We start from the raw sequence: 20,745 nt of genomic DNA, 5'->3' as shown, positions 1-20,745 counted from the left end.
CCTCAAGTAAGGCTATGTCCTCTTGCCTAGTTTCCATCTTTACCGCCCTTAACTAGGTTTCTTGCAAGACGTTGTGGATCAGTTCTGCTGCTAGTTCCAGCTTATCCCGCAGGGTCAGGGCTTCCAGGTCAACTGTGACAACAGACCTAGTTCTGAGCATAGGTGCGGCTGGCGGTGCAGTGGGCAACTCCAGGGTTTCGTAGAAGTAATCAATTGGCTTTCCGTAAACTCCAGCAAATGCGGGTAACTCACTCTCTGCATCTACCTTGCGCTTCCCGTTTTCAATGTACGACAAGGCTTGTTGGCTCAGGCTCAGGTTATAGCCAATCTCTAGCTGTTCGATGACCTGCTCTTGAGTCAATCCCAGTGATTCACGGGTAGCCTTGAGGCGCTTGCCGAGGGAGAACGCCATATCAGGTAATCGTGTAAAGAACAATAAAATCCTATATTTTTTGTTAAGAATGCTCTATTGAATAATTTGGTTAGCTTAAAATAATCGTGTAAACACAAGATAATCTTGTAAAACCTAAATCACAAGTGCTACAAAGCGAGGTCAGTACATGGCATGGAGTAACTGGATAGAGTGTAAGTTTGACAGTCAAGGGAAACTTGACACCTCTAGGCTATGGGAAGCCTCGAATTCTTCTGGTGTATACGCGATCGCGACCAAAACTGGCAGCAATTATAATACCCATTACATTGGAAGGTCTGGAAGAAGTATTAGGGGAAGGTTGAAAGCTCATCTTTCAGGAAGCGGTAACAAAGTTATTGCTGGCATACTGCAAAACAAAAAAGACCGTCCTAGCGATCCAACTCAAGCTTTATACTTTGCTTATCTTGAAACAAAGGAACATAAGTTGATTGAAGCAGCTTATATAGATGCTTCTGATCGACCTCTTGGAAATTTAATAAAAGCTAGGCTCCCTGAAGGATTAAGGGAAGGAGATATTTATAGTTCTGAGCTAGAAGATTAGTTTTTTAAGAAATAAATAAATTATTAGCAGTATTGTACTGCTCACAGCAACTTCCACCATTACAACGGAGCCAAATATGAAGTTTTCAGCCGACCGTCAAGAAAAGAAAGGACCACTTGGTGGAGCTTACTACGAAACATACATCAAGGTAACTTTAACACCTGAAGAGGAAAAGGTTGCACGTAAGCAAAAAATTATGGGGGCTGGACTTGTTGGAGGCGATCCCGAAGGTGAAGGAAAAGTAGTTTATATGCTCTGTAATAAATACATGATAACGATGAATGACTTAGTTGCTGGTATTACAGCAAAAGTTGGTAGTGGTAGTAAATTGGGAAAGTTGGCATCTTTTGAAGACGAAGTAAGGGAGGCGTGTAAAGACTTTAAGTCTAATATTGAGGCAGATCAATTTTTTGGATCGGGTGGTTCAAAAAGTGAAGAAGAATTTTAGATTACTGAAGTTAAGATAGGGCTACCCTATTTTATTTGGAAATATTCAAAAGGCATACACGCTTATGGCACATTGGAATTTTGTCAAAGTCAAACTGTCTGATATCGAGAATGTTGATTACAATGAACTTAAACAAAGCCGATTAGATACATTATTGAACGGGTATGACCCATTTGAGAAGGTTCTCAATAGCGAGTCAGATCCAATTGCGCTAGATATGTCAAGAAACCCATACAGAATTACTGATGGTAGGCATAGAGTCTATCTTGCACGTCAAAAAGGCTACACAGAAGTTCGAGCCGTATCTACTTGAGTGTTACTAGGTTTCCACTTAAATAGTGTGACTGCTCTGCTACATTATGAGGAACTTAGAGTGCGGTCGCCTTCTTTCTCAAAGTAACGAAATAGCGATCGCATCTTTATTTACTACTCATCGTCGAATGGCGATCGCTCTCTTCTCAAGTACCAAAAGAGTGATCGCATCTTTATTGGATACTCATCGTCGAATGGCGATCGCTCTCTATTACAAAATTCTCACTGAACAAGTTTTTATTTCTGTTAACTTAACCAGTCTCGCATCATTCGTCAACAAGGTTGCATTTAGAAATTGTGCTGTTGCTGTAATAATGGCATCAGGCAACCTGAGATTGTGATTTTTGCGGAATGCAATCGCTAATTCTTTAATATTTTCATCAATACAAACAATTATAATTTTAGTCAAAAAAGTGCGAATTTGTACTTCTTCATCTGGATTGAGACTAGGATAAGATAGTAATTCAATTTCAGTAATCACGGAAATAAAATATTTTCCTGATGGCAAAGGGTCTGTTAGGCGACCACCCAAGTAATACAAAACTATATTTGTGTCTAATAAAATTAAAGGTTCTGTCAATGCCATTCATCCCTAATTTGCTGCTGATACTCTAAAGGATCTATAGTTAATTTAATAATACCTGCATACTGGGTTAGATTAACATCGTCTTTTTCTGACAATTGATATGCCTCTAATATTTTCTCAATTCTCTGCCAGTCTTCATACTCAATCAACACAGCAACAGGACGCATTGCTTCATCTGTGACAATTTTTTTCTTAAAAGGTAGCATGACAGTCTGCTTCAGATTAAACGTTTAATTCTTTTATCGTAGCCTCAAATCAAAAAAATGGTAATTTGGATGGTTACAATGCGATCGCATTCTTCTTCCTCAAGTAACAAAAGAGCGATCGCATCTTTAGAAGCTCCTTGATAAGATAGCGATCATCACAAGAGCGAAACTGCCATTCCAACCCAATATTTTACTACGCTGCGTGACAAACGGTTGGTTCGGGAAGCGGATCTCCAGCAGCTTCATAAGCAATAATTAAAGACTCTAACGCTTCAATTCCATTTGCAACCGCTGACTCGTAAGTATCACCATGAGTCCGCCAACGTTGTCCTATAAAATCAGGAAATCCTACCAAGAAACAGTTATCTTCCTCAGACCACTGAATAACCATTTGGTACTTGAACTTAGTCATCTTGTTCCTTCCCATCTAAATCCTCAATTGCCAGTTGAACTTCAGTAATTGCCAGTTGAACTTCCTTTTCTTGGTAGCGTTTAGCGTCGGCTCCATCTTTACCAGAAATCGTAATTTTTCCAGTATATAAGCGATGCACCCAGTTGGTGTGGCTTCCCTTACCTGGGAGTTCTGTAAAACCAGCTTTGTGAAGCATTTGTTTAAGCTCTCGGATTTTCTTTGGCATTACAGCTTATCGCACGGTCAGGTTACGCGATCGCATTCTTCTCAAGTAATGAAAGAGCGATCGCATCTTTATCTACTACTCATCGTCGAATTGCGATCGCATTCTTCTCCCTCAAGTACCAAAAGAGCGATCGCTTCTTTATTTACTACTTGATAAGATAGCGATCGCGCATTCTTCTCCCTCAAGTAACAAAAGAGCGATCGCATCTTTATCTACTACTCATCGTCGAATTGCGATCGCTCTTAAACTAATTTCCCGAATTTTCTCCTTGTGGGGTATCAGCAGCAGACGCTTGCGCCGCCTGTCTCACCGCCTCAATATCCAAGGCTAACCTCTCGGATATTTGTTCCACACTTAACCCCAACTGCAATAACAAAGGCACTGTTTCTAACTTACCTTCCTGTTTACCTTCCTGTTTACCTTCCTGTTTACCTTCCTCCTTACCTTCTTCCTTGGCTTCTTGATAAAACCTCGTCTGCTTTAGATCGCTTAGTCCAAACATCGCTTCTATCTCCTGCCGACTCAAGTTGGTAAACTTATAAATTAATATCGTCTCAACCAATTCTAGAACTTTCTGCCTGAAGGCAACATCCTCAAGTTCCTGTCGTGCTTGCTGTAGCAGTCGATTAGTTTGTTCAACTGCTGTTTCCTCATCCCCGACTACCAGCTGCACCATCCCTAAGCCAAGCGATGGATCTGTTGCTTCCACAAATTCATCGAGATATACAAACTTAACTTGCTGACTTGTCACCAAACTCCGATACTGCATTGGTAAGCCTGGATCTATAGTGCGGCTTTCAAATACCGCCACCGCATACCAATCATTCTTTGGTTTGTATTGACCAAGGTAGACGAAGATTTCGGTAAAAAAGCGCCAGTAAAAGTCAGATTTTGATTTAAATTGGACTTCAACAAAGTAGATTGGTAGGTTTGTGGAAGCTTCGGGGGGTAAAAATACACCATCGAAGGTGCGAGACAGTTCTTTAATTTCTTTTGAAGAAAATTCGTAGTTTTGAGCTTGGGTCGGTGGCTCTCCGATAAGTTCAAATAAAAGGCTAGGTAAGGTTTGAAAAAGTTGATAGAAAATTGTATCTGTTCTCACAGTATTCGCTTAAAATTACATTTTTTACCAACTTTATTTTTACATTAATTAAGGCAATTTAATAAGTTTTACCTATCAGGTAGAAGCAAAAGTTATAAAAAAAGTAAGGTGAGCAACGCTCACCTTACTTTAAATTACAGTTATTAACTCAAGTGTTAATCTTCGGCAAAAATGTAGCGGTACAATTCGTTGGGATCGGGTTCTGGACTTTCCTCGGCAAACTTCACCGCATCGTCGATGACGCTTTGAATTTTCCGGTCAATCTCTTTGAGTTCTTCCTGAGTTGCCAGATTGTGTTCTAAGAGATGAGCTGCCAACTTTTTGATTGGATCGCGGGCGAACCAATATTCCTTCTCATTTTTGGAACGAAGTTCGTCGGGGTCAGCCAGAGAGTGACCTCGAAAGCGGTAGGTTAAGGCTTCAATCAAGGTTGGTCCTTCACCCGCACGGGCACGCGCGATCGCTTCCTGGGCGACTGCTCGTACTGCTAACACGTCCATCCCATCAACCTCAACACCTGCCATGCCAAATGCATGGGCTTTCTTGAAAATCTCTGGTACAGAAGTTGCCCGTTCGTGCGCCATGCCAATTGCCCACTTGTTGTTTTCCACAACATACAAAATCGGCAGTTTCCAGAGCGCCGCCATGTTCAAGCATTCAAAAAATTGACCGTTATTCGCAGCACCATCTCCAAAAAAGCAGGCGGTTACTTGATCGGAACCGGCATCTCCCAAGGCTTCGCGGCGATACTTACTGGCAAAAGCCGCACCCGTAGCAACAGGAATTCCTTCGGCAACAAAAGCATAACCTCCCAGCAGTTTATGCTCAGATGAGAACATATGCATCGAGCCGCCGCGTCCTTTGCTACAACCAGTGGCTTTACCAAATAACTCAGCCATCACCTCTTTTGCGGGAACGCCAGCACTCAGAGCATGAACGTGGTCGCGGTAGGTGCTTGAAACATAATCCTCACCGGGACGCATCGCCTGGATGACGCCAGTTGACACAGCCTCTTGACCGTTATATAGATGGACAAAACCAAACATTTTGCCCCGGTAGTACATCTCGGCGCACTTGTCCTCAAACGACCGCCCCAAGACCATATCCTCGTAAAGGAGCAATCCTTCCTCTTTGGTGATTTGAGTTTGAGCGGTGTCAAAGACGGGTAAAATGCGTTCCTGAACCATTGATTTTAGGGATAAACTTGACGTGATTGGTTGAACGGCGGTTTTTATGTACCAAGATAAGCTTCTACTATAGAAGCTAGGGGGTATAATTATCGCACCTATTCTATCGTTTATGTTCGCTCGTACAGATACAGATTAATTTAGTTGCCTGGGGCTGAGGAAGTAGACTGTGAGAATTCCGCTCGATTACTACCGGATTCTGGGCCTGCCGATTCAGGCTACGGCTGAGCAGTTGCAGCAAGCGTATCGCGATCGCGCTCTGCAACTTCCTCGACGCGAGTATTCAGAAATCACGATCGCCGCCCGAAAACAACTGCTAGACGAAGCTTACGCGATTCTCTGCGATTCAGAACAGCGTTCCGCTTACGACGCTACATTTCTGACTAAAACTTACGACTTGGACTCAGAATCAGGAACGGCAACTCGTCAGGAGGGAAACGGCACAGCAGACGCTGACCTTGACCCTTATACGCCCAGCATCGAAATTCAAGACGAGCAATTCGTTGGGGCATTGCTGATTTTACAGGAGCTAGGAGAATACGAACTGGTGCTGAAATTGGGGCGTCCCTTCCTCAGTCGTGCCAGCACCAGTATCGAGAAGGGTCGTTTGGGGAACCCTCAGCTAGTGCAACCAGATATTGTGTTGACACTGGCACTGGCGTGTCTGGAACTGGGTCGAGAGCAATGGCAGCAAGGTCAATATGAAAATGCCGCCACCTCCCTGGAGACGGGACAAGAATTACTGTTGCGAGAAGGTATATTTGCCAGCTTGCGGGGGGAAATTCAGGCGGATCTTTACAAGCTTCGCCCCTACCGCATTTTGGAATTACTCGCGAGTAGTGAAGACAAAGTGACGGAACGCCGCAAAGGATTGCAGCATTTGCAAGAAATGCTGCAAGAACGCGGCGGCATCGATGGCACCGGAGACGATCAATCTGGATTGAACATTGATGACTTTCTCCGCTTCATTCAGCAACTGCGTAGCTACTTGACCTCCACCGAACAGCAGAGCCTTTTTGAAGCAGAAGCGCGTCGTCCCTCGGCGGTTGCTACCTATTTAGCGGTTTATGCTTTATTAGGGCGGGGATTTGCCCAAAGACAGCCCGGTCTAATTAGACAAGCCAAGCAGATGCTGATGCGCTTAGGCAAGCGTCAGGATGTGCATTTGGAACAAGCGGTGTGCGCCTTGCTGCTCGGTCAGACGGAAGAAGCCAGTCGCGCCTTGGAACTCAGCCAGGAGTACGAACCCCTCGCCTTCATTCGGGAACATTCTCAGGGTGCCCCAGACTTGTTACCTGGGTTGTGTTTGTATGGGGAGCGTTGGTTGCAAGCAGAAGTGTTTCCCCACTTCCGAGATTTGGCATCAGTGCGGGCTTCTTTGAAGGATTACTTTGCCGATGACCAGGTTCAGGCTTACTTAGAAGAATTGCCAGTAGAGGAAGACGCAACAAATGAGTGGGCGGTGTTGCCGACTCAGCAAGTATCCTATGCCGCTGCTCCCTCCTCGCGGGGGACAAGCGACTCGCCAGGATTTCGCAGACCGGAGAGTGTGGTTTCTCGTTCCAGTTCGCATAACGGCAGTGGAGAGAATGGGGGCAGGATGAGCGATACGGGATCGCGCAACGCTGAAGAAAGTTCGTCGCGCGATCGCCTTCAACAAGTGGTGGAACAGCAGCCTGACGCTGCCTATCGAACGGCGACGATGACCGCGACAATCGATCGCCCACAGACAGCAGGAGGATCGAATTTACCGGCAGCAGAACGAATTTCTAGGTCTCCAGAACCAGAGGGCAACGATCCGGGCTTGGCTGGGGATTCTTCCTCGAAGCGTCAGCGTCGCCGAGGGAATTCACAGGAACCAAATGAACAACCACGGGCAACGATCGCTAGCCGGTTGCGGAGAACGGATTCTGTGCCCAAGGCATCGCCCACAGGGGGAGATGTATCAGCTCGTCGAGGCGGTCGTCTTCAACGTTCTGCGGCTTCCTTGCGCTCGGCAAAAACCGGGCGGCTCATTTTACTGGGACTTGCCGGGATTCTCGGTTTGGGAGTCTTTGTAATGCTAGCGATCGCGACTTTCGGTTGGCTCCAAAGAAGTTTCTCAGGTCCGCTCTTGGAGGGAGAGCAACCGATGGTACAGCTAGCTGCGCCTCCGGTACCGATTCCCGAACCAGGCAGTAAATTAACCAGTCCGTCTGGCCCTCTAACCCAAGAAATAGCTCGACAATTGGTTCAGATTTGGCTTGCCAGTAAAGCAGATGCCTTGGGTGAAGAGCATACCGTTGAAAAATTACAGCAAATACTTGCCGATCCCGCTTTGTCTCGTTGGCAGAAACGTTCTCAAAGCACAAAGAACAGTAACTCGTACTGGAAGTACAAGCATAAGGTCGAGGTAAAATCTGTTGAAACGAGCGATCGCCATCCCGACCGCGCCAAAGTGGATGCACAGGTGAATGAAACCGCAGATTTCTATAAAGCAGGCAAGCTCAATCAAGCTTCTTCCTACGATGAAAGCCTGCGCGTGCGCTATGACCTGGTACGCAAAGATGGTCAGTGGCTGATCCAGGACATGAAGGTTCTGAGGTAGTCATTGGTCATTAGTCATTAGTCGGCTCGTCATCAGGCGACCGATTGTTAACCCATGACCCGTGACTGATGACCAGTGGCTAAGCACAGTGGCTAATAACGAATGACCGAAACCTTATTTCATGCCTATACGCCCATCATCCTGTGGACGGGACTCGGTATCATACTATTTAGGTTTATCCCCAGTTCCTTACCGAGGTTGCTGGGTCGCAGCCTATATTGGGTTGGGGTACCGCTACAGATTCTGACGCTGGCTCGTCAAGCTAACTTATCGGAAAATGCTGGAGTGGTGCCGCTGATTGCAATGACAGCTTTAGCGATTGGTTTTTCCTTTGCATGGCTAAGTTTGCAGGTTTGGAAACGCTTCAGTTGTGAAAATGGCGAAAGTAAAAATTCTTTTCTCCTGCCTTTTTTAGACCGATCTCGCCAGGGTAGTTTCATCCTGTCTGCCATGCTGGGCAATACAGGTTTTGTGGGGTTAGCGATCGCTCCTTCTTTGATTAGCACTCAAGCTTTCAGTCTAGCCGTCTTCTACAGCGTCACGAATAACATCATTGGCACCTATGGAATCGGCGTCTTTATCGCCAGCTACTTTGGGCGACCCGCAAAGCGAAATCATTGGTGGATTCAAATTCGAGATATCTTGAGTGTTCCTTCCCTGTGGACATTTAGCCTCGGATACCTCACTCGCTCGGTTGAACTGCCTACTTTCCTGGAATCAGGACTGCAAGCTTCCGTAGATTTTGTCATTGCTAGCTCCTTTGTGCTGATGGGGATACGACTCGCTCAGCTGCAAGGATGGAAGAGTTTTCAGGTTGCCTTGCTCCCTGCCCTAGTAAAAGTCGTGGTGATGCCGGGATTGGTGGGCATTGCCGCCACTTTAGTCGGTTTATCGGGCGACGCACGATTGGCAATGATTCTCATGGCAGGTGTGCCCACTGCCTTTGCCAGTCTGATCCTGGCAGAGGAGTACGATCTCGACCCAGACTTAGCCGCCAGCAGTATTGTCGTGAGTATAGGACTGCTGCTGTTGATGATTCCGCTTTGGCTGCTTATATATGGTTAATCCTAGAACGCCAATACAGGAGTTCTCCTTTGTGCCTCATTAGTAAGCTTTCTTGCCTATTAGAGGAGGTTGAGCCTCTGAAGAAAGCACACCCAACCCAGAAGAGCTTAGGAATCAGACCGATCTCCCTTTGCCTCTGATAATTGGGGCAAGGAGAGATTTTAAATATTGCCCCAAAAAAGTGAATGGGTGCCGCTTCTTTTGTCATGATTTTTTGACATTGTGAATTTGCATGGGAACGCCTCCAACAAATTGACAAATTAGGGCGATCCCAATTCGTCCTCAAATGTCAGGATATCATGACAATACGATCCCCAATCACCTGATAACTTCGTAGATATACCTATAATCGGCTGAAACACCCCTTGACCTAACCCGGCATTTTTCTGCAACATGAATATTAACAAAGCGATCCCCCGATCCCAAAGAAATGCTGTAATCAGCACATTTCTCAAATCCTGGGCGCTCAGTTAGATTCTCAATCCAACCAAGAAAGCCAGTCAGTCTTCTGGGCGTCGCCAAAGCAGCCCCCATTCGAGGGTGACACCAGCTCGTTCAAGACCGGAGCTAACCATTGAGACGTTACAGATTTCAGGAAGGGGATGATATTGCACAGCTTTCCGAAGTAGAAGAGATGCGAAATAGCATTTTGTGCTGCTTTGCTAGTCAGTCTCTAGAGAAGTAATCTAACTGCCGCCCAAACTATCGGAGACTATCTGTTATGGCAAAAGAACGCCCACCATTGGAAGAGATGACATTGAGGCAACTCCGTAAAGTTGCCAGTGAATGCAGCATCTCTCGATACAGCAGAATGCGTAAAGAGCAACTGCTAACAGCAATTAAAGAAGTCCAACGCACCAAGATTTCTCTCGGTTCAACTCGCATAGTGGAGGCGCAAGAAGAAGTGGAAGCAGCAAAATTTGAACTGGGTCAGGAAGATCGTACAGGTGGAACCCTGGCATCCGTAGACGAAGGTCTAGGGGATCTTCCTGGTGGCTACGGTGAAAGCCGCGTTGTCCTCATGCCCCGCGATCCACAATGGGCATACACCTACTGGGATATCCCCAACGATCATAAAGAAGAGTTGCGCCGTCAGGGGGGACAACAACTGGCGCTGCGGCTCTACGATGTCACCGACGTTAATCTAGAATATCAAAGCCCTCACAGCATTCAGGAATATCCTTGCGATGAGCTAGCGCGGGAATGGTATTTGCCGATGCCCGTGAGCGATCGCGACTATGCTGTAGATATCGGCTACCGCTGTGCCGATGGTCGCTGGCTCGTCTTAGCTCGTTCCGCTCCCGTCCGCGTTCCTCCCGTCTATCCCTCAGATTGGATTGAAGACCAATTCATCACCGTTTCTTGGGAAGAAGACCTGCGCGACAAGACTTTCCTAGAACTGGTTCCGCCTGCCAAGAAAATGGCAGTGGCTAGCTACGGTAGTGTAGTAGCAGGTGGCAACCCCATTTACGACGAAATCTTCGGCATGGCTCAGACCGTCGAAGCTCAACGGGTAGCCGGTTCCCTGTATGGCTCCATGCAGCACGTACCCGGTTCTATGCAGTCAGTGTCCCTTGCCGAACAAGCTCTTAGTTCCTACGTCTTCCCCTCTGGCGTTGGGATGTGGGCAGTTCCCACCGTATCTGGTCTCACCATGTCTGGTGTGGGAATGTCCGGAGCTGGCTTCTCGGCTTCCGCCGTCCCGATGCGTCCTCGCCAGTTCTGGTTGGTTGCTGATGCTGAACTGATTGTTTACGGTGCCACCGAGCCAGATGCTACGGTCACAATTGGCGGTCGTCCCATCAAGCTGAATCCAGATGGCACCTTCCGCTTCCAGATGTCCTTCCAGGATGGTCTGATTGACTACCCGATTATGGCGGTGGCGACTGATGGCGAGCAAACCCGCTCAATTCACATGAAGTTTAACCGCGAAACTCCATCGCGCAATACCAACACCAAAGAAGAAGCTGTCGAGGAATGGCTCTCTTGAAAAGATAAAGGATGAGGAATCAATGAATTCCTCCTTTCCTCAATCTTCTGTCTTTTGAAGTTTCCCCCGGCTCAGGTCGGGGGTTTATTATTTGAAAATTATGAAACCTGAAGACATTACCAAAACCCTTACAGAACTATTTGCTGCCACAGCGATTGAAGCGACCGCACCCGGCTTGTGGCAAGTAGAAACGACTCAGATGCGTCTGTTGGTGCTGCTTTCCGATGACGGTTCTTGGCTGCGACTTCTCTTACCTATTGCACCCGCTCAAGAAGCGCAACCGTTTGTCGAACAGCTGCTAGAAGCCAACTTTGATGACACTCAGGAGACTCGTTACGCCCTGAATCAAGGGGTGCTATGGGGTGTATTTCAGCACAACCTTGAGACTCTAAATGTAGAGGATTTTTCAGGAGCGATCGCGCGACTCATTTCTCTGCATCAGACAGGTTTATCGGACTGCTTTAATCAGCTCGTTGAAAGTCGAATTAGTCAAATTATCCTGGCTGCCAAACAGCAAGGACAATCCCTCACAGCCACACTCCAAACCCTCGATCGGTTCTACGAAGAAGGTCTCATGGGCGAGCTGGATCTGCCTCCAGAGGCTCGTGAGGAGGTGCTGGCGGCATGGCGGCGTCAGTTAGAACGCCTTTGGCCTGAAATCGAACCGTAGCTTGTTGTCAATCCCGTAAGTCTCATGGACATCATTCAAATCCTCAAAGACGACTACCAAAGATTTCCAGAAAACCAAACCTACAGCATCTATGCAGAAGATGTCTTTTTCAAAGATCCGCTGAACAAGTTTCAAGGTCTTGAGCGTTACAAACTCATGATTGGCTTTATCAAAACCTGGTTTATGAACGTCAAGATGGATTTACATGACATTCGCCAATCGGGAGACACAATTCAACTTGAGTGGACTTTGAGCTGGAATACCCCTCTGCCGTGGAAACCTCGCATCGCCATCCCCGGCTGGAGCGAGTTACGACTCAACACTGATGGAATGATTGCTTCCCATATCGATTACTGGAAATGTTCGCGTTTCGATGTGTTGAAACAACATTTGTTACCCTTAAAACAGGGAAAAAATAATAAGTAACGTAAACAATTCTCAGATAGGAAAAAAGCATTCATGCGCGTAATTTTGATGACCGGCAAGGGTGGCGTTGGCAAAACTTCTGTAGCCGCCGCTACTGGCTTGCGGTGTGCCGAACTCGGTTATAAAACCCTCGTTTTAAGTACCGATCCCGCTCACTCTCTCGCCGACAGTTTTGACTTAGAACTGGGGCACGTTCCGCGACTGGTTCGCCCAAACTTGTGGGGTGCTGAATTAGACGCTCTGATGGAATTGGAAGACAACTGGGGCGCAGTCAAGCGTTACATTACCCAAGTTTTGCAGGCAAGAGGCTTGGAAGGCGTGCAAGCGGAAGAATTGGCAATTTTACCAGGCATGGATGAGATTTTCGGTCTGGTACGCATGAAGCGCCACTACGATGAAGGCGAGTTTGACGTTTTAATTATTGATTCAGCTCCCACGGGCACGGCGCTCAGATTGCTCAGCTTACCGGAAGTCGGCGGCTGGTATATGAGACGTTTTTACAAGCCGTTACAGGGCATATCAGCGGCGCTCAGACCTCTAGTTGAACCGATCTTCAGACCGATTGCCGGTTTTTCCTTGCCCGATAAAGAGGTAATGGACGCTCCCTATGAATTCTACGAGCAGATTGAAGCTCTAGAAAAAGTATTAACTGACAATACCCAAACTTCGGTGCGCCTCGTCACCAATCCCGAAAAAATGGTGATTAAAGAGTCTCTCCGCGCTCATGCTTATTTAAGTTTATACAACGTTGCTACGGATTTAGTGGTGGCAAATCGGATTATTCCCGACCAAGTGACCGACCCTTTCTTTCAACGTTGGAAAGAAAGCCAGCAGCAATATCGGCAGGAAATTCACGCAAACTTCCATCCCTTACCAGTCAAGGAAGTTCCGCTTTACTCAGAAGAAATGTGTGGGTTGGATGCCTTAGAACGGCTAAAGGAAACGCTCTATAAAGATGAAGATCCGACTCAGATATATTACAAGGAAACAACTCTGAGAGTTGTGCAAGACCAAAATCAGTACAGCTTAGAACTTTACTTGCCCGGTATTGCCAAAGATAATATCCAACTGAGTAAAACCGGCGATGAATTAAATATTACGATAGGCAATCACCGCCGCAATTTGGTGTTACCACAAGCATTGGCAGCGCTGCAACCAGATGGAGCAAAGATGGAGGATGACTATCTTAAAATCCGGTTTACCACTCCGGTTCAGGTTTAGCTAGTCAATTAGGGTAGATATCAAGGTAGCGCCTCCAGATTCTCGTTCTCAGGATCAGCCTAAAAACGAGAATCTGGATGCAGAGTAGGGGCATGGCACAGAAAAAGCTCCTACGCATGGAATTGAAGGTTAACAATTCCACGCTTCTGTGTGCGAATTAGCGCCAACCCAGCCAGGTAAAAAAATCCTGATGGGTGAAAAATTCTAGCACTAATAAAGCCACAAACCCCACCATCGCAAATCGTCCGTTGATTTGCTCGGCGTAGGGTGTCCAGCCAAAAGCAGGTTCTGGTTGATTATAATTTTCTGCGGGTGTTTCTGTGGGTGATTGTTCTGGGGAAGAAGTTGTTTCAGGATTCATTGCTTTTACTTCAATCGTGATTCAATATGAGTTAAGATTCAAGGCTTTGGACAGATTCAATCAGCGATCGCACTACCTCAGCCCCAGCAGACGGCTCAAACCCCAAAGGAAACTTACCCCGAACCAGCATTCTGAATCCGAGTGGTCCTAGGCTAATCATCCCCTTGATGTCTCGAAAAGAATTCCCCACTACTTGCAAACCAAACCGACGTTCATCAATCCAACCTCCTTCCTTCACCAGATCAATTAATACTTTCCGGTGACGGATTGAGCGACTGGCTTGATCGTCCTTACGGTCGAGAATTTGCTGTTTAATTTTGCCGATTTGATCCATTGGTGCCACATCCATCGGACAAACCGTATTGCACATAAAACAGCGGGTGCAACCCCAGACGCCCTTGGTTCCTTCGTTGTAATTTTCCAAACGGGATTCTATGTCGGCGTCACGAGAATCCGCTACCATTCGATAAGCCTTTGCAAGGGCGTGGGGACCCACAAAATCCGAATTGACCTCACGGGCGTTGCATTCAGAATAGCAGGCACCGCACAGTATACAATTGCCTGTTTGATTAAGGCGATCGCGTTCTTCGGGTGTTTGCAAAAACTCTCGTTCCGGTACGCCACTTGCACCCGTACTCACATAGGGTTCAACTGCTTCAAGATGATCCCAAAAACTCCGCATATCCACCACCAAATCTTTAATGACCGGCATATTGCCCATTGGTGCGATAGTAATTTCTGGGATAGCATCTAAGAATTTTTGCCGGGGATCTGAAGGGCTGGCACTCGCTGCTATCTGTTGCAGCCTTTGTACTTCACTGCCGACATTTTCCTTACAAGCCAAAGCGGAACGACCGTTGATTCGCATTCCACAACTGCCGCAAATTGTGTTGCGACAATTCTTGCGAAAAGCTAAACTTCCATCCTGCTCCCACTTAATAAGATTTAGGCAATCCAGAATCGTGTTGCCAGGATCGACATCCAGCGTGTAAGTCTGCACTACAGGGGAGTAATTTTGCTCCTGCCGGATGACCTTAAAAAGGACTTGCATGCTTTAAAGCTCTTCATTCTCTTAACTTCTAGTCTAAAGCTGAATTGGGGATCTGTAGACAAACCCAGCTTTGTTTGAAATGACTTGACTTGGGAGTATGGCTGATTTTTGGATGCCCAAGGCTAGAAGGACAAAACAGAGATATCTCCTGCCTTACCCTCCAAAAGATAGATTTTTAGAAGCAGATACTTTACACTTTATACTTTAAACTTTACACAATCTCTAGTCTCTACTCTCTAATCGCTCCTTTAACGGTCTGCTATCTGGTAGTAAGAACCTCAACTTTTACCGAATTACGCAATTTTGCTGAAATCCAAGAATTTAAGGGCGACCCTTGTAAATATCCTTGTCAAAGTTGAGTGATTTAACGATATATTTTTTTTAGTCAGCCAAATATTGGCATAAGACTCTCTTTACTATACTGTAGATTGAAGTGTATTTTGCATATAGCGATGAGTGAAACCGCAACAGCTCCATTGACAGGGAAAGCACTGCTTCAAAAAGTAAAAGAGCTTTCACACTTACCACGGCGAGAAACAGCAAAACGCTGTGGCTATTACACCGTGACAAAGAACAGCCAGACGCGCGTCAACTTAACAGACTTTTATGACGCAGTTTTAGGCGCTAAAGGTGTTCCCCTCGATCCAGAAGGAACAAAAGATGGTCGGGGTCGAGAGCCAACCTATCGTGTAAGCGTACACAAAAATGGTCAAATTGTTATTGGTGCAACTTACACTGAGGCAATGGGATTAAAGTCTGGTGATGAGTTTGAAATTAAGCTGGGTTACAAGCATATTCACCTAATTCAGGTGGATGGCGATAAAAGTAAGACAGCCGACGATACCAGTGATGAAACCAAAAGTGAGGTGGCGACTGCATCATAGGCGGTAATGCTTTCTGATATGGCGTTGCTTCTAACAAATTCATCAGGCAATTTGAAAGAATCAACTGCCTCTCCTTTCCAGGGAGCATCTTAGGGAAAGCGGATACATCTTTTGTGGACTGGACATAAAAGCTGCGGGGGTTCATGCTTACCCCCAGCGGTACATAAGACAGTTTTTTCACAAACTTGAGGTGTTACGCTGGGGCCAATGAAAGCTGTCTTTAAGAATGCCTATTTTTGATCGAGCCGATTGGTGGCTGGCATCACTTGCACAAACTCCTGCTGTGTTGAAAGCGATCGCTTTTTTCATGGTCTGGCTAGTTCTTTGGTTGCCAGTTGCGATTCCTTTGGCAGCCGTGCTGAAATGGCGACCCCCTAACCCATTGGCTGTAGAGCAAAAGCTACCTTTATTAGCTTCGCTCTATTTAATTGCCCCTGTGATTGTGTGGGGTGCCGCTTGGGTGGAGGGGGCTTTTTTTTCAGATTATGGGTTGGACTGGGAAGCTTCAATATTAATTTCACTAGGACAAGGCTTCGCTTTAGGGGTGCTAAGTCTGCTAGTGGTGTTTGGCATTCAAAAAGCCTTGGGCTGGATCGAGTGGCAACCTGAAGAGAATCGCTTCATTGCAGATACACAGAACCCGCCGCAAAATCTTGGGTCGGTAGTCGGATCTATCTTACTACCGACATTGTTATTGGGATTATTGATTAGTGGAATTGAAGAGTTAATTTTTCGGGGATTTCTGCTTACTGAACTCCAGCAAGATTATTCAGCTTGGGTGGCGGCGGCAGTTTCTAGCTTAATTTTTGCGCTGCTTCATTTGGTTTGGGAACAGCAGGAAACATTGCCTCAGCTGCCAGGATTATGGCTGATGGGGATGGTATTAGTGCTGGCTCGTGTCTGTGATGATGGGAATCTAGGCTTGGCGTGGGGACTTCACGCCGGATGGATTTGGGCGATCGCCAGTCTGGATACTACGAGAGTGATTTGCTATACCGGCATTGTTCCCGCGTGGGTGACTGGTTTGGGAGAAAAGCCTCTCGCGGGTGCGGCGGGAATTCTTTGTCTACTGGGAACTGGGATTTTAATCTGGCAACTTTATCTTTAAGATGAGCGATTTGCTGCCAGAATCGTGACGGGATTGAGCGGAGAAAACCGAGTCAGCGGTCCTACCGGCACAGAACGCGATAGCTGCACTTGCAACAACTGATAATCCCATTGCTGACGCGATAACCAACCCAAAGCCTGATTCAGATGTTCCAGGGTGGCGAGTGCTAGTACCAAGCGCCCTGAAGCGGTTAAATGGGAATGGCAGGTATCGAGAATTTCAGTTAAATTGCCGCCGCTACCGCCAATAAAGATGCGGTTGGGTGCGGGGAGATTGTACAAAGCTTCTGGGGCGCTGCCATGAATGGAAATCACATTTTCTACCTGGAAGCGATCGCAGTTCTGCTGAATTAACGTGGTGCCAGCAGAGGTTTTCTCAATCGCATACACGCGAGAAGTGGGGAATAAACGGGCAATTTCAATCGAAACTGAGCCGGTACCTGCCCCAATATCCCAAATAATTTGTCCTGGCTGTAGCGCCAATTCTCCTAGTACGAGAATCCGCACTTCCCGCTTCGTCATCAAGCCGGGGCGATCGCTAAAACTCAAGAAACTCCGATCCGGGACTCCCAGCATCGGCAGCGCCTCCAAATCCTGTAGCGGTGGGGTTTCCTCGCCCCTACCCGCTGAATCAGACTGGCGTAGCAATACAACTACATTCAAGGAAGCAAAATTTTGCTCTTGTAGAGACGTAATTAATTGTCTCCCTACAGCGGGAAAAGACCGAACTCGCTCATCGGTACCGCCTAAATTTTCACAAATCCAGAATTGATAAGTGCTGGGTAAATCTAAAGCGAGTAATAGACGAGCGATCGCGTCCGGCGTATTCTGAGTATCTGTTAATACAGCAATCTTCTCAATCCCCTGTTGCAGCGCTTGGGTTAACTCTTCGAGCGATCGCCCGTGGGCACTGATGACACGAGCATCCTGCCAGGGAACCTTAATCCGGTTAAAAGCCAGCTGAACCGAACTCAGATGCGGATGAAACGTTAATTCTGCTGAGGGTAGTTGTGCCACCAACAGCCGTCCCAATCCAAAAAAGAGGGGATCGCCACTCACCAATACGACAATGCCGCCAGAACCCGCAGACAGGCGGTAGCGAATTTCCTCAATTGCCTTTGTGAAATCACCCAAAATCAGCCGTTGAGCGGGGCAATCGGGAAAATAGGAGAGATGGCGATCGCTCCCAATTAACAGCGTCGCCTGCTCTACAATCTCCCGCACAGCATGACTCAGCCCATCTGCGCCATCCAAGCCAATTCCGACAACGTGTACGAGTGTCATTGTCAGAATGCACCGGGCGGCGGGAAGTCGCCGCTACACAGACTAAACCTGCCTACGCAGGTTGCAAATCTATTTGTCGTGACGCTAAATAGGCAGCGAACTCCTAACATTTCTCTGCCTCCCAAGCCAGTAAGAGTAAAGCATTGACAATCGCGGCGGTGACGGGTGAACCGCCCTTGCGTCCCTCAATGCGAATTTGGGGTACGGGCGTCTTTTCTAGTGCCGCTTTTGACTCCACTACGGAAATAAATCCCACGGGTGCGCCAATTACCAGAGCCGGTTGAACGGGTGCCGAGGGTAACTCTGCACACAAAGCCAGCAGCGCCGTGGGGGCATTGCCAATCGCATAAATTGCCTCTGGAAATTCTCGCCAACATTGCAGTAAGCCAGTTTCCGTGCGCGTCTTGCCGGGGAGAGCTTCGCGCGCTTGTTCCACGGCAGCAATTAGGGGATTGCCAAAAGTTTGCGCCACCATTCCTGCCACTCCCTGTTTTACCATGCCAACGTCTGTAATAATCGGCACGCGACGCCGCAAGGCAGCGATCGCGCTGGGAATCGCCCCCTCACTAAACCGAATCAGTTGGGCAAATTCAAAATCAGCGGTGCTGTGGATCGTTCGACGTACAATCGCGTACTCGGAGGGGCTAAAGCGGTGTTCGCCAATTTCTCGATCGATGAGAGCAAAACTTTGCTGGAGGATGGGATGAATGGGTAAGCTCATAAATCAGGAGTCAGCTAATAGCGATTTGTGAGCCGCTATTAGCCGATTATTGTTAAAAAGTTAAAACAGGCCAATCAGGTTCCCGATAATACCGGGTCATATCGTCAAATTTTCGCAATTGTGCCTGGTGTGTGCAGATTTGGGGAGAATTTTCCAACCATTGTTCGTTGATTTGGGAAAGTTTTTCACAGAGGCGATCGCGCTTCAAATCCGGTGAAATCTCGCCAAAATAGCCCAGCGTGACATGGGCAGTAAAACGATATTGCTGTTCAATCCCCAAAGCCATTAAACTACGACTTTGATAAATAAACCGGCGAAACTTCAACATTCGCTCGTAGGTTCCTTCATCCTTGGGGACTAAACAAACCGCGACTGCACGGGGCATTACCATCAATCCCAGCAACTGCCAAAGCATCGGATTACCGCCAGTGATAGATGACTGGGACTGCTCGAAGATTTGAGCAATGCGATCGCGCAGTTGTTCTTCAAACTCCGGATTTTCACTCGTGGCGTGTCGATAAGCACTGTCCCAAATCAAATCTGCTAAGGTTACATGAAAACTCTCAGCGGGGACTGGCACAATAAAACCAGGATCTAGCTGCTGTAGCAGTTGCTCTTGGCACACCTTCAAGTTTTCGTAAAACGTCGCATTCTCGGATTCTTCCCCCCAAGGTGGTGCGATCACCGTATAGCCAGGGAAAGGCACCGCTTGTCTTGTCCCTGACGGGGAGGGCTTAAACTTCGGAGACTCCTGTATATGCTGTACTTGGGACTCGTAGGTTGCAGGTAGTGTTAGCCGTGCTACCCGATTTAAATAAGTGTGATAAGTCTCGTCCAATCTTGATAGCCTCGTACTTTTAAGAGATGCTTTAATGCCAATTTACCTCTACTGGGGTGAGGATGATTTTGCCCTAGAAAAAGCTGTTGACTCCCTGCGCGATCGCATTCTCGACCCCCAATGGACTAACTTTAACTATGACAAAATTTCTCAAGCGCTACCCGATGCGGTCATCACTGCTTTAAACCAGGCGATGACACCACCTTTTGGCAGCGCCTACCGTTTGGTCTGGTTGGTTGATACCACTATATGCCTGCACTGTTCGGAAGAACTACTAGCTGAACTGGAGCGGACTATACCGGCGATTCCTGAGTCTTCAATATTATTGCTGACTACTCGCTCTAAACCCGATGGGCGTCTCCGATCTACGAAGCTGCTGCAAAACCATGCCGATATTCGAGAATTTTCTCTCATCCCGCCCTGGAAAACTGAAGAACTGCTAAAAAGGGTGCGTCAGGTTGCCCAGCAAGTCGGTGTAAAACTAACCCCGGCAGCTGCCGAACTTTTAGCCCAATCTGTGGGAAATGATACCAGACAACTCTGGAACGAACTGGAAAAGTTGCAGGTTTACGCTGGTATCCCGAAGAATCTCCCCACCGCCCCTGACCAAGCAGGCGTATCCCAAGAGAGCGCGATCGCCCTCGAAGTCGTTGCTGCCCTAGTTATCTCTAACACCCAAAACAGCTTGCAGCTCGCATCGGCGATCGGATCGGGAAATACTGCCCACGCCTGTTCGCTGGTTGCAGACTTGATCGGTCATAACGAACCCGCTTTGCGGATTGTCGCCACCTTAATCGGTCAATTTCGCACCTGGTTGTGGGTGAAACTGATGGTAGAGAGCGGTGAGCGAGACGAACGGGCGATCGCCACTGCGGCAGAAATCGGCAACCCCAAACGAATTTATTTTCTGCGCCAAGAAGTCAAAGACTTCTCTGTGCCTCAACTCACCTTAACCTTACCCTTACTCCTAGAATTAGAAGTCAACCTCAAGCGAGGAGCTGACCCCATCTCTACGCTACAAATGAAAGTTATAGAACTGTGTCAATTGTATCAATGAAGGCATAAATACGTAGAAGCAATTTTTTCC

24 protein-coding genes are annotated in these 20,745 nt (G+C 47.2%); 12 read left to right on the top strand and 12 right to left on the bottom strand.

The genetic code is table 11. The features are described 5' to 3' along the window. Positions 1-52: 52 nt before the first annotated feature. Positions 53-412 (bottom strand): helix-turn-helix domain-containing protein, encoded by a 360-nt coding sequence (locus ACFW2W_RS18400; RefSeq protein WP_378181300.1) that lies wholly within the window; start codon positions 410-412, stop codon positions 53-55. A 148-nt stretch (positions 413-560) separates the two neighbouring features. Between ACFW2W_RS18400 and ACFW2W_RS18395 the strand changes: the two genes are divergently transcribed. Together ACFW2W_RS18395 and ACFW2W_RS18390 are read left to right on the top strand one after the other, a co-directional pair. After that, positions 561-974: a GIY-YIG nuclease family protein gene (locus tag ACFW2W_RS18395; protein ID WP_378181297.1), complete on the top strand. Its 414-nt coding sequence runs from the start codon at positions 561-563 to the stop codon at positions 972-974. Between the two features lie 76 nt (positions 975-1,050). Beyond that, positions 1,051-1,422, top strand: coding sequence for a hypothetical protein (locus ACFW2W_RS18390; RefSeq protein ID WP_378181294.1), 372 nt, complete (start codon positions 1,051-1,053; stop codon positions 1,420-1,422). A gap of 523 nt (positions 1,423-1,945) precedes the next feature. Here ACFW2W_RS18390 and ACFW2W_RS18385 read toward each other — a convergent pair. The 4 genes from ACFW2W_RS18385 to ACFW2W_RS18370 all read right to left on the bottom strand — a co-directional run bounded on the left by ACFW2W_RS18385 (position 1,946) and on the right by ACFW2W_RS18370 (position 3,164). Next, positions 1,946-2,320 carry a type II toxin-antitoxin system VapC family toxin gene (locus ACFW2W_RS18385; RefSeq protein WP_378181291.1) on the bottom strand — a complete coding sequence of 125 codons (375 nt, stop codon included), beginning with the start codon at positions 2,318-2,320 and terminating at the stop codon, positions 1,946-1,948. Continuing rightward, positions 2,311-2,526, bottom strand: coding sequence for a hypothetical protein (locus tag ACFW2W_RS18380; protein ID WP_378181289.1), 216 nt, complete (start codon positions 2,524-2,526; stop codon positions 2,311-2,313). Before ACFW2W_RS18380 ends, ACFW2W_RS18385 begins: the two co-directional genes overlap by 10 nt. Before the next feature lie 193 nt (positions 2,527-2,719). Beyond that, complete coding sequence (locus ACFW2W_RS18375) at positions 2,720-2,938, bottom strand: type II toxin-antitoxin system HicB family antitoxin (protein ID WP_378181286.1); 219 nt, start codon at positions 2,936-2,938, stop codon at positions 2,720-2,722. Further along, a complete protein-coding gene (locus tag ACFW2W_RS18370; protein ID WP_378181283.1) occupies positions 2,931-3,164 on the bottom strand; it encodes a type II toxin-antitoxin system HicA family toxin in 234 nt (77 codons plus the stop codon). The genes ACFW2W_RS18375 and ACFW2W_RS18370 overlap by 8 nt, the downstream gene beginning before the upstream one ends. Here ACFW2W_RS18370 and ACFW2W_RS18365 point away from each other — a divergent pair. Then, positions 3,158-3,325, top strand: coding sequence for a hypothetical protein (locus tag ACFW2W_RS18365; protein ID WP_378181280.1), 168 nt, complete (start codon positions 3,158-3,160; stop codon positions 3,323-3,325). The two genes, ACFW2W_RS18370 and ACFW2W_RS18365, sit on opposite strands and share 7 nt — an antisense overlap. An 86-nt stretch (positions 3,326-3,411) precedes the next feature. Here the strand turns inward: ACFW2W_RS18365 and ACFW2W_RS18360 are convergent, their stop codons facing one another. Together ACFW2W_RS18360 and pdhA are read right to left on the bottom strand one after the other, a co-directional pair. After that, on the bottom strand, positions 3,412-4,266 hold the full coding sequence (locus tag ACFW2W_RS18360; protein ID WP_378181277.1) for an Rpn family recombination-promoting nuclease/putative transposase: 855 nt from the start codon (positions 4,264-4,266) through the stop codon (positions 3,412-3,414). A gap of 155 nt (positions 4,267-4,421) precedes the next feature. Further along, positions 4,422-5,453 carry a pyruvate dehydrogenase (acetyl-transferring) E1 component subunit alpha gene (pdhA, locus tag ACFW2W_RS18355; protein ID WP_378181274.1) on the bottom strand — a complete coding sequence of 344 codons (1,032 nt, stop codon included), beginning with the start codon at positions 5,451-5,453 and terminating at the stop codon, positions 4,422-4,424. Between the two features lie 169 nt (positions 5,454-5,622). Here pdhA and ACFW2W_RS18350 point away from each other — a divergent pair, with 169 nt between their 5' ends. The 6 genes from ACFW2W_RS18350 to ACFW2W_RS18325 all read left to right on the top strand — a co-directional run bounded on the left by ACFW2W_RS18350 (position 5,623) and on the right by ACFW2W_RS18325 (position 13,412). Next, complete coding sequence (locus ACFW2W_RS18350) at positions 5,623-8,040, top strand: IMS domain-containing protein (RefSeq protein ID WP_378181271.1); 2,418 nt, start codon at positions 5,623-5,625, stop codon at positions 8,038-8,040. A 102-nt stretch (positions 8,041-8,142) separates the two neighbouring features. Next, the gene (locus tag ACFW2W_RS18345; protein ID WP_378181268.1) at positions 8,143-9,105 is read left to right on the top strand and encodes an AEC family transporter; all 963 of its coding nucleotides are present in this window, start codon (positions 8,143-8,145) and stop codon (positions 9,103-9,105) included. 721 nt (positions 9,106-9,826) lie between these two features. After that, positions 9,827-11,095 carry a DUF4912 domain-containing protein gene (locus tag ACFW2W_RS18340; RefSeq protein ID WP_378181265.1) on the top strand — a complete coding sequence of 423 codons (1,269 nt, stop codon included), beginning with the start codon at positions 9,827-9,829 and terminating at the stop codon, positions 11,093-11,095. A gap of 100 nt (positions 11,096-11,195) precedes the next feature. Next, the gene (locus ACFW2W_RS18335) at positions 11,196-11,765 is read left to right on the top strand and encodes a hypothetical protein (RefSeq protein WP_378181262.1); all 570 of its coding nucleotides are present in this window, start codon (positions 11,196-11,198) and stop codon (positions 11,763-11,765) included. A 24-nt stretch (positions 11,766-11,789) separates the two neighbouring features. Continuing rightward, entirely contained in the window at positions 11,790-12,191 is a 402-nt protein-coding gene (locus ACFW2W_RS18330; protein WP_378181260.1) for a DUF2358 domain-containing protein, read from the top strand. A gap of 33 nt (positions 12,192-12,224) precedes the next feature. Beyond that, positions 12,225-13,412 (top strand): TRC40/GET3/ArsA family transport-energizing ATPase, encoded by a 1,188-nt coding sequence (locus ACFW2W_RS18325; RefSeq protein ID WP_378181257.1) that lies wholly within the window; start codon positions 12,225-12,227, stop codon positions 13,410-13,412. Positions 13,413-13,569: 157 nt separating this feature from the next. On the opposite strand, the gene ACFW2W_RS18320 is transcribed toward ACFW2W_RS18325, so the two are convergent. Beyond that, positions 13,570-13,773 (bottom strand): chlorophyll a/b-binding protein, encoded by a 204-nt coding sequence (locus ACFW2W_RS18320; protein WP_378181254.1) that lies wholly within the window; start codon positions 13,771-13,773, stop codon positions 13,570-13,572. 31 nt (positions 13,774-13,804) lie between these two features. Further along, positions 13,805-14,824 carry a succinate dehydrogenase/fumarate reductase iron-sulfur subunit gene (locus ACFW2W_RS18315; RefSeq protein ID WP_378181251.1) on the bottom strand — a complete coding sequence of 340 codons (1,020 nt, stop codon included), beginning with the start codon at positions 14,822-14,824 and terminating at the stop codon, positions 13,805-13,807. A gap of 452 nt (positions 14,825-15,276) precedes the next feature. Here ACFW2W_RS18315 and ACFW2W_RS18310 point away from each other — a divergent pair, with 452 nt between their 5' ends. Next, the gene (locus tag ACFW2W_RS18310; RefSeq protein WP_378181248.1) at positions 15,277-15,708 is read left to right on the top strand and encodes an AbrB family transcriptional regulator; all 432 of its coding nucleotides are present in this window, start codon (positions 15,277-15,279) and stop codon (positions 15,706-15,708) included. 226 nt (positions 15,709-15,934) lie between these two features. Next, entirely contained in the window at positions 15,935-16,816 is an 882-nt protein-coding gene (locus tag ACFW2W_RS18305) for a CPBP family intramembrane glutamic endopeptidase (protein WP_378181245.1), read from the top strand. Here ACFW2W_RS18305 and cbiE read toward each other — a convergent pair. The 3 genes from cbiE to ACFW2W_RS18290 all read right to left on the bottom strand — a co-directional run bounded on the left by cbiE (position 16,813) and on the right by ACFW2W_RS18290 (position 19,658). Then, positions 16,813-18,099, bottom strand: a complete 1,287-nt coding sequence (gene cbiE / locus ACFW2W_RS18300; RefSeq protein ID WP_378181242.1) for a precorrin-6y C5,15-methyltransferase (decarboxylating) subunit CbiE — start codon at positions 18,097-18,099, stop codon at positions 16,813-16,815. The two genes, ACFW2W_RS18305 and cbiE, sit on opposite strands and share 4 nt — an antisense overlap. A 103-nt stretch (positions 18,100-18,202) precedes the next feature. Further along, positions 18,203-18,820: a cobalt-precorrin-8X methylmutase gene (locus ACFW2W_RS18295; protein ID WP_378181240.1), complete on the bottom strand. Its 618-nt coding sequence runs from the start codon at positions 18,818-18,820 to the stop codon at positions 18,203-18,205. Between the two features lie 52 nt (positions 18,821-18,872). Continuing rightward, entirely contained in the window at positions 18,873-19,658 is a 786-nt protein-coding gene (locus ACFW2W_RS18290; protein ID WP_378181237.1) for a DUF1868 domain-containing protein, read from the bottom strand. A gap of 34 nt (positions 19,659-19,692) precedes the next feature. Here ACFW2W_RS18290 and holA point away from each other — a divergent pair, with 34 nt between their 5' ends. After that, entirely contained in the window at positions 19,693-20,715 is a 1,023-nt protein-coding gene (gene holA, locus ACFW2W_RS18285; protein WP_378181234.1) for a DNA polymerase III subunit delta, read from the top strand. The last annotated feature ends 30 nt before the right edge of the window (positions 20,716-20,745 follow it).

The organism is Coleofasciculus sp. H7-2, from assembly GCF_042747725.1.
In the GTDB taxonomy this organism is placed as follows: Bacteria; Cyanobacteriota; Cyanobacteriia; order Cyanobacteriales; family FACHB-T130; genus FACHB-T130.
This window is presented reverse-complemented; position numbering and strand designations above follow the sequence as displayed.

Excerpts from the sequence above, each read along its gene's own strand:
- ACFW2W_RS18400 (WP_378181300.1), bottom strand. The coding sequence starts at position 412 with ATGGCGTTCTCCCTCGGCAAGCGCCTCAAGGCTACCCGTGAATCACTG.
- ACFW2W_RS18395 (WP_378181297.1), top strand. The coding sequence starts at position 561 with ATGGCATGGAGTAACTGGATAGAGTGTAAGTTTGACAGTCAAGGGAAA.
- ACFW2W_RS18390 (WP_378181294.1), top strand. The coding sequence starts at position 1,051 with ATGAAGTTTTCAGCCGACCGTCAAGAAAAGAAAGGACCACTTGGTGGA.
- ACFW2W_RS18385 (WP_378181291.1), bottom strand. The coding sequence starts at position 2,320 with ATGGCATTGACAGAACCTTTAATTTTATTAGACACAAATATAGTTTTG.
- ACFW2W_RS18380 (WP_378181289.1), bottom strand. The coding sequence starts at position 2,526 with ATGCTACCTTTTAAGAAAAAAATTGTCACAGATGAAGCAATGCGTCCT.
- ACFW2W_RS18375 (WP_378181286.1), bottom strand. The coding sequence starts at position 2,938 with ATGACTAAGTTCAAGTACCAAATGGTTATTCAGTGGTCTGAGGAAGAT.
- ACFW2W_RS18370 (WP_378181283.1), bottom strand. The coding sequence starts at position 3,164 with ATGCCAAAGAAAATCCGAGAGCTTAAACAAATGCTTCACAAAGCTGGT.
- pdhA (WP_378181274.1), bottom strand. The coding sequence starts at position 5,453 with ATGGTTCAGGAACGCATTTTACCCGTCTTTGACACCGCTCAAACTCAA.
- ACFW2W_RS18345 (WP_378181268.1), top strand. The coding sequence starts at position 8,143 with ATGACCGAAACCTTATTTCATGCCTATACGCCCATCATCCTGTGGACG.
- ACFW2W_RS18340 (WP_378181265.1), top strand. The coding sequence starts at position 9,827 with ATGGCAAAAGAACGCCCACCATTGGAAGAGATGACATTGAGGCAACTC.
- ACFW2W_RS18335 (WP_378181262.1), top strand. The coding sequence starts at position 11,196 with ATGAAACCTGAAGACATTACCAAAACCCTTACAGAACTATTTGCTGCC.
- ACFW2W_RS18330 (WP_378181260.1), top strand. The coding sequence starts at position 11,790 with ATGGACATCATTCAAATCCTCAAAGACGACTACCAAAGATTTCCAGAA.
- ACFW2W_RS18325 (WP_378181257.1), top strand. The coding sequence starts at position 12,225 with ATGCGCGTAATTTTGATGACCGGCAAGGGTGGCGTTGGCAAAACTTCT.
- ACFW2W_RS18320 (WP_378181254.1), bottom strand. The coding sequence starts at position 13,773 with ATGAATCCTGAAACAACTTCTTCCCCAGAACAATCACCCACAGAAACA.
- ACFW2W_RS18315 (WP_378181251.1), bottom strand. The coding sequence starts at position 14,824 with ATGCAAGTCCTTTTTAAGGTCATCCGGCAGGAGCAAAATTACTCCCCT.
- ACFW2W_RS18310 (WP_378181248.1), top strand. The coding sequence starts at position 15,277 with ATGAGTGAAACCGCAACAGCTCCATTGACAGGGAAAGCACTGCTTCAA.
- ACFW2W_RS18305 (WP_378181245.1), top strand. The coding sequence starts at position 15,935 with ATGCCTATTTTTGATCGAGCCGATTGGTGGCTGGCATCACTTGCACAA.
- cbiE (WP_378181242.1), bottom strand. The coding sequence starts at position 18,099 with ATGACACTCGTACACGTTGTCGGAATTGGCTTGGATGGCGCAGATGGG.
- ACFW2W_RS18295 (WP_378181240.1), bottom strand. The coding sequence starts at position 18,820 with ATGAGCTTACCCATTCATCCCATCCTCCAGCAAAGTTTTGCTCTCATC.
- holA (WP_378181234.1), top strand. The coding sequence starts at position 19,693 with ATGCCAATTTACCTCTACTGGGGTGAGGATGATTTTGCCCTAGAAAAA.